The organism is Mobiluncus mulieris (assembly GCF_014204735.1).
In the GTDB taxonomy this organism is placed as follows: Bacteria; Actinomycetota; Actinomycetes; order Actinomycetales; family Actinomycetaceae; genus Mobiluncus; species Mobiluncus mulieris.
The window spans coordinates 2475687-2481783 of the sequence record NZ_JACHMA010000001.1 but is presented as its reverse complement, the minus strand read 5'-3'; the positions used below and the strand labels follow the sequence as shown (position 1 = coordinate 2481783).

Genomic DNA, 6097 nt, shown 5'->3' with positions numbered 1-6097 from the left:
AGACTCTCATCTGTCGGGAGACCTATTTCGAGCACAGAACAACCCTTTCGGATCTTCCGTAAACTCGCCATAAGGCCTGATAGTTACCATATCGACCGCTTCAGGCCGCAACAGCAACGGTATATAAACTTAGTGCACCTGCACGTTGGTGTCAAATCGAGAAAACTTGGTTTCCTCTTTTTGGCTAAATTTAGCCATTCTTTGGGCGTGTCGCGCGAGGCCTATCCTGTCGCGCGAATACGTCCTTCAGATGTATGCGGCTGCCGGTAGCCAAAATGCCACGTCTATATATCTTGGCACCCAGCCAAATCAATACCGGCAGTATTGCCAAGTTAATCAACACAGAAAGTATTGGCTCCCACCATTGCATCGTGGTAGAGACAATCTGTCTGGCCGGCATCAGGTAGCAGTTGACGAACGGCAGCATGGACACAACGTCGAGGACATCCTTCTTGCCGGGGAATCCCACCATGAACATGGCCGCATAGAAGCCGGCCATTTGCAACAGCATCAAGATAATCGTGGTTTGCCCCAAATCCTCTTGTTTAGAGGCCATAGCCCCGGCTCCGGCATAGAGCACCATGTAAGTTGCCAGTCCCAGAATGAACCAGACAATCAGCCAGCCGGACAGCGTTCCTAAGTCAATTTGGAACGATCCCGAAAGACCAGAAATTGCCATAGCTCCCAGGGCGGATCCGCCCAGCACCACCAGTTGCGTAACCCCTACTGCGGTTATTCCAATGATTTTCCCGACAAGTAATCTCGCCGGTGATACAGCAGATACCAACACTTCGATGACACGAGAGGCCTTTTCTTCCATCACCCCAGTGGCGACCATCTGCCCAGACATGAAGATGGCAAGGAAGAGAATCAACAGCATCCCTAAACCGCCCAGATAAGCGCCAAAGTCGTACCCATCGTCAGTATCATCCGCTTGTTCGGTTTCGAGATTTTTGGTTTTTAGCTGGGTGGAGGCTATTTCCTTACTCAAATCACGCATATCCCCACCCAGCGAGGTTACGTATTGATTCAGTTTCACGCTGGCATGAGTTGCCTGGATAATCATGCGCAGCATCACCGGGAATTTCCCTTTGCTAATCAGCACCGGTTCGTCTAGGGTTCCCCCTACTCCCGCCACCACTTCATCGTGTTGTACTGCCCGTTCCAAATCCTGTTCACTGGGGTATATTTCCGTCTTGTACTGATTTTCTTTGAGAGTGAAACCACCCGCCGCCGAATCATCACCTCCAGAATCGCCGGTAGCTCCTGCAGTAAAGGCCATAGCGTAATCCTGAGTTTGGGTGGTCAAACCAATCACGTCTGGTTCAAATCCGTTGGGGATGAAAATCCTGGCCGCAGTACCACCACCCAAGAACAGCAGAGCTATTACAATCATGGAGATAATGGCCGCTTTGGAGCGCATCCGCACGACATATTCGCGTTTCGCTACTAGCAAAACCTGTTTCATTGTTGTTTCTCCTCCCCCTCAAGATTCGCCACATCGCCGGACTTTACCTCCGATTCATCGCTAACTTCCGGTTCTACTACCGCACGGAATATCTCCGCCAGGCTTTTGGTTACGGGGCTAAAATCACTCACAGTGCCAGCTCCTAGTGCTGTCGCCAAAATCTGGTTAGCCGCTGCGGAATCCGAGGCCACATCCACAACCAGTTCATTCTTAAAATTATGTACTGTTCGTTCCAATTCGCGGGCTTTATCCGCACCGGCACCTAATGCATCCGCGCTTCCTCGCAACCGCACTGCCGGTGTTGATAACTCTGTACGCAGACTTTCCACTTCTCCAGTAGCTACAATGGTTCCCTTAGAAATAATGGCCACATGCGTACATAGATCCTCCACCAATCCCAGTTGGTGGGAAGAAAAAATCACCGGCACTCCGCGCTCGGCGTACTCGCGCAACACGCCGCTCATGATGTCTACGGCCAAGGGATCTAGCCCGGAGAACGGCTCGTCCAGAATCAAAGCCTGGGGATTACTGGCCAACGCCGCCGCCAACTGTACTCGTTGCTGGTTGCCCAAGGACAGTTTTTCCAACACGTCCTTTTCGCGCTCGCGCACTCCCAAACAATCCATCCAGTAATGCGCAGCTTTAGCCGCCTGCGGTTTACTAAGCCCATGCAGGCGCGCAAAGTAAACCAACTGCTCGCCGACCTTCATCTTGGGATACAGGCCACGTTCCTCGGGCATATAGCCAATATGGGTTCGCGCCGTGTCGTCTACCGGGGCGTCGTTAAACAGCGCCTGACCTTTATCCGCTTTGGTAATCCCCATAATGATGCGCATGGTGGTGGTTTTGCCTGCCCCATTGGCACCCACAAAACCCATCAACACCCCAGGGCTTACTTTGAAACTCACAGATTTGAGTACCTCGCGTTCCCCAAATGTTTTATAGAGGTCAATAACTTCTAGGGAGTTTCCCTGTTCAGGCATATACTCCTCCTTCCGTCGAGCACAGATTTTTCCCTCAGTCTACCAGCGCCCCCCTGTTTGCCACGTGAAAACACTAGCGATGGTTTTTCGCGTGAATTCCTGGCATAGCAGACACCCAAAGTACATCCCAAAACCTGATGACGTGTAGGATAAACGCATGACGTGGTGGGAAGCGCTTTTACTCGGTGTGGTTGAGGGGATTACGGAGTTTTTGCCGATTTCTTCGACTGGACACCTCACGATGGCCGAATTTTTCCTCGGAAAAGACATAGCGGATGTTGGGGTGGTAGCTTTCACGGCGGTAATCCAAATCGGCGCGATTTTGGCGGCAGTAGTTTATTTTTGGAGCGACATTTGGCGCATCGCTAAGGCGTGGCTCTCTGGACTGGTCAGTAAAGAAAAGCGCCTCACCCCCGATTACCACTTTGGTTGGGCGATTATTCTGGGTTCTATTCCGATTGCGGTGGTGGGATTGGCACTCAAGGACTTCATCGAAACTGGGCTGCGCTCCATGTGGTTCGTGGCCGGCGGTTTGGTGCTCTGGTCGGTGGTGCTTTTTGGGGCAGATCGTTTTTCCGCCAAAAGTCACGTGGGCATGAGTCGCGATTCGGCCACGACCATCCCCCAGGCATTCATTATTGGCCTGGTGCAATGTTTTTCGCTGATTCCGGGAGTTTCCCGTTCTGGAGCCACGATTTCTGCCGGACTGTTCCTGGGTTTTGACCGGGTGAAAGCCACGCGTTTGTCTTTCTTCCTGGGGATTCCTGCCCTGGTAGCGGCCGGTGCCTTGGAAGGCATCTCTAATTTTGGAACGATTGGTAAAACTGTTGGCTGGGGTTCAACCGCGATTGGAATGATTGTTTCATTCGTGGTGGGTTACCTTTCGATTGCCTGGCTGCTGAAATTTGTCTCTAAACATTCTTTCAACGCCTTCATTATCTACCGCCTGGTGGTGGGCGGACTTATCGCCTGTTGCCTCCTAGCAGGTATAATCCCAGCCGTGTAGCCTTTATCAGTAATCACTGTGTCTACGATTCAAGAAAGGGATTTACTTTGACTGCGGCGTTGAGCCTGTTTATTTCTGCTTTTGCCACCCTGTTCGTCATTATTGATCCGCCGGGAAACCTGCCGGTGTTCATGTCGCTGACAGCGCATCTGGACGAAAAACAGCGTCGCCGCACCGCCTGGGAAGCCAATGCCTTGGCCTTTGTAATCCTGTTGGTTTTTGGGTTTTTTGGTTTCAAGCTTTTTGGGATTCTGGGGATTACCCCAGCGGCACTGCAAATCTCTGGGGGGCTGTTGCTGCTTTTGGTGGCTTTGCAGCTGCTCACGGGCGAGGAGTCAAAGCCGAATAACGAAAAAGGCGAGTTCAATATTGCGGCGGTGCCGCTGGGGACACCACTTTTGGCGGGTCCGGGCGCAATTGTGGCTTTGATGGTACAGATGGATTCTGCCCATCACGAACCGCTGTTGATGATAGGGGTGGCTGGTGCCGTGTTCCTGGTTTTGGTGTGTTCGTGGGTAGCGATGTTTTTTGCTACCCCGATTTTGCGGGTTTTGGGTGGTTCCGGCGTGGCGGTTTTGACGCGTCTTTCGGGCATGTTGCTCGCGGCGATTGCCACCCAGTTGATGATTACCGGGGTGGTTACGGTTTTGGGTAACGTGGTGGCCGCCCGTCCATGAGCTGCTTCCCGTGTCCCAGTTCAGTCGCCTTTTCGCTGTTTTGCTTCGGGTTCATGAGGTGCCAATTTCAGGTGCTCGCCCCGTCGGTTATCTTCGCTTTTTCGGATTTCATGAAGTGCCATTTTGGCGCGCCCGTATCTTAAATCTTGGGGGTCTGCCCTTGGCAGACCCCCAAGATTTAAATAAAGCTTTGCGCCGCTCTCGCGGCGCAAAGCTAAACAGACTAAATCGTCTTACGCGGCCTTGTGGTAAGTCAGGCACTCTCCGTCTTTTCCGCCAACCTTTACCGCTTCTGCCTGGCATTCCAGGTTTTCGTTAAAGGTGCAGTCAGCCTTTTGGCAAGCACCTACGGCACCAGCTACAGAACGTCCCCCAATTTGGGGTAGCGCGATGAACGTGGTGCATCCTTTGACTCCCATGTTCATAGCGATGGCTTGGCAGCCATCGTGATTATAGGAGCAGTCCAACAAAGCACAGTTGCTAACAACAGGTTGAGTAGTCATTTGAATATCCTTTCAAGTTGCGATTGCGGCTTACGTAATTAAGTTTGCGCACTTTAGTAAGCCTCGTAAAGACCACCACAAGATAATCGCGTAATCCCAGGTCAAGCCGGCTTTAATTTACTTTAGGATTAGCTAAACTTACTGTTTCAAAACCTTATAGAGGTGTTTTTAAAATAATCACCTTGCCTTATTGGTATTGGTTATACAACCCTTATTAATCACATAGACTTCCCACTCTTTCGCCCTAACCTCGCATTAATATCATTATATGGACGTTTTTATCTCGTATACTAAGCAAGAGCTGGTCGTGGGGGTTTTCCTTCGACTAGAGTGCTTTTCACAAGCAAAACCTAGAAAGGAAAACAACCATGAAAACTAAGAAAATCTCTCTGTTCGGAGCCATCCTCGTCGGATGCCTCCTGGTATTTGTCCTGTGCCTACCGCTGTTAAGTACCATGAAGCACTCCACGACCGCCCAGGCAGCGGGTACCACCAGCCCCGATACCAAGAATGCCTCGGGCAAAATCATCCAGATTGGCCTGCTACAACTCATGAGTCACCCCTCCTTGGACGATATTCGCCAAGGCATCTACGATGGCCTGGCCAACCGGGGATACAAGGACGGGGAAAACATCAAGATTGACTATCAAAACGGCCAGGGTGACCAAACCCTACTCAAGACCATTTCTGACCAGTTCGTAGCTGACAAAAAGGACTACCTGGTTGGAATCACCACCACAGGTGCCCAGGCCTTGGCTAACTCTGCTCAAAACTCCATCCCCCTGATTTTCTCGGCCGCCTCTGACCCCAAAGGCAGCGGCTTGGTCAAAGACAACGACAAACCAGGAGTGAATGTCACCGGGGTGGCCGATCACAATCCCGTCGAAGAACAGCTGAAATTCCTCAAACAAGTTCTACCCAACGCCAAACGCCTGGGAATAATTTATTCCTCTTCCTCCCAAAACATGGCGGAACTCCTGGGCGAGGTTCGCACCTTGGCTCCCAAATACGACTTGACTCTCAAAGAGGCCACCATCACCACCACCAATGAACTCGCCCAAGTAGCCGAACAGCTCGCCGAGGATGTAGATGTGGTCTTCGCCCCTAATGACAACACCATCGCTTCGGCAATGCCCACCCTCGCCTCGGCCTGCAATGCCCACAAGGTTCCGGTTATCCCCGCAGTAGATCGCATGGTTGCCGAAGGCGGACTGGCCACGGTGGGACTCAACCAGCGTCAGTTCGGTTTAGACACCGCCAATATTGTGGCCGACCTGATTGAAGGTAAAAAAGCCGCAGACTACCCCGTCGTGTTCACCAATAAGCTGGAAACCGTTATTAACTCTAAGGTAGCCACGGAACTGGGCATCAAGATTCCTCAAGACATTATGGCGAAAGCCAAGGATGCCTCTAAAGAATAGCTACGCCTAGACTGCGGCTAACACCTCATGAAACGAAAC

Annotated in this window: 6 protein-coding genes; 3 read left to right on the top strand and 3 right to left on the bottom strand. The window is 51.6% G+C overall.

From position 1 onward, the window contains the following. Positions 1 to 190 precede the first annotated feature (190 nt). Positions 191 to 1468, bottom strand: coding sequence for an ABC transporter permease (locus F4555_RS10915; RefSeq protein ID WP_115325623.1), 1278 nt, complete (start codon positions 1466 to 1468; stop codon positions 191 to 193). Then, positions 1465 to 2451 carry an ABC transporter ATP-binding protein gene (locus F4555_RS10910; RefSeq protein WP_004013298.1) on the bottom strand — a complete coding sequence of 329 codons (987 nt, stop codon included), beginning with the start codon at positions 2449 to 2451 and terminating at the stop codon, positions 1465 to 1467. Before F4555_RS10910 ends, F4555_RS10915 begins: the two co-directional genes overlap by 4 nt. A gap of 157 nt (positions 2452 to 2608) precedes the next feature. On the opposite strand from F4555_RS10910, the gene F4555_RS10905 reads away from it, so the two are divergent. Next, complete coding sequence (locus F4555_RS10905) at positions 2609 to 3457, top strand: undecaprenyl-diphosphate phosphatase (protein ID WP_115325624.1); 849 nt, start codon at positions 2609 to 2611, stop codon at positions 3455 to 3457. A gap of 47 nt (positions 3458 to 3504) precedes the next feature. Further along, positions 3505 to 4134, top strand: a complete 630-nt coding sequence (locus tag F4555_RS10900; protein ID WP_004013300.1) for a MarC family protein — start codon at positions 3505 to 3507, stop codon at positions 4132 to 4134. Positions 4135 to 4367: 233 nt separating this feature from the next. Here F4555_RS10900 and F4555_RS10895 read toward each other — a convergent pair whose 3' ends face one another. Continuing rightward, complete coding sequence (locus F4555_RS10895; protein ID WP_004013301.1) at positions 4368 to 4637, bottom strand: hypothetical protein; 270 nt, start codon at positions 4635 to 4637, stop codon at positions 4368 to 4370. Positions 4638 to 5005: 368 nt separating this feature from the next. Between F4555_RS10895 and trpX the strand changes: the two genes are divergently transcribed. After that, on the top strand, positions 5006 to 6058 hold the full coding sequence (gene trpX, locus F4555_RS10890; protein WP_004015866.1) for a tryptophan ABC transporter substrate-binding protein: 1053 nt from the start codon (positions 5006 to 5008) through the stop codon (positions 6056 to 6058). Positions 6059 to 6097 lie beyond the last annotated feature (39 nt).

What these genes read in the sequence shown, in the direction of transcription:
- F4555_RS10905 (WP_115325624.1), top strand. Translation starts at nt 2,609, where the DNA reads ATGACGTGGTGGGAAGCGCTTTTACTCGGTGTGGTTGAGGGGATTACG.
- F4555_RS10910 (WP_004013298.1), bottom strand. Translation starts at nt 2,451, where the DNA reads ATGCCTGAACAGGGAAACTCCCTAGAAGTTATTGACCTCTATAAAACA.
- F4555_RS10915 (WP_115325623.1), bottom strand. Translation starts at nt 1,468, where the DNA reads ATGAAACAGGTTTTGCTAGTAGCGAAACGCGAATATGTCGTGCGGATG.
- F4555_RS10895 (WP_004013301.1), bottom strand. Translation starts at nt 4,637, where the DNA reads ATGACTACTCAACCTGTTGTTAGCAACTGTGCTTTGTTGGACTGCTCC.
- trpX (WP_004015866.1), top strand. Translation starts at nt 5,006, where the DNA reads ATGAAAACTAAGAAAATCTCTCTGTTCGGAGCCATCCTCGTCGGATGC.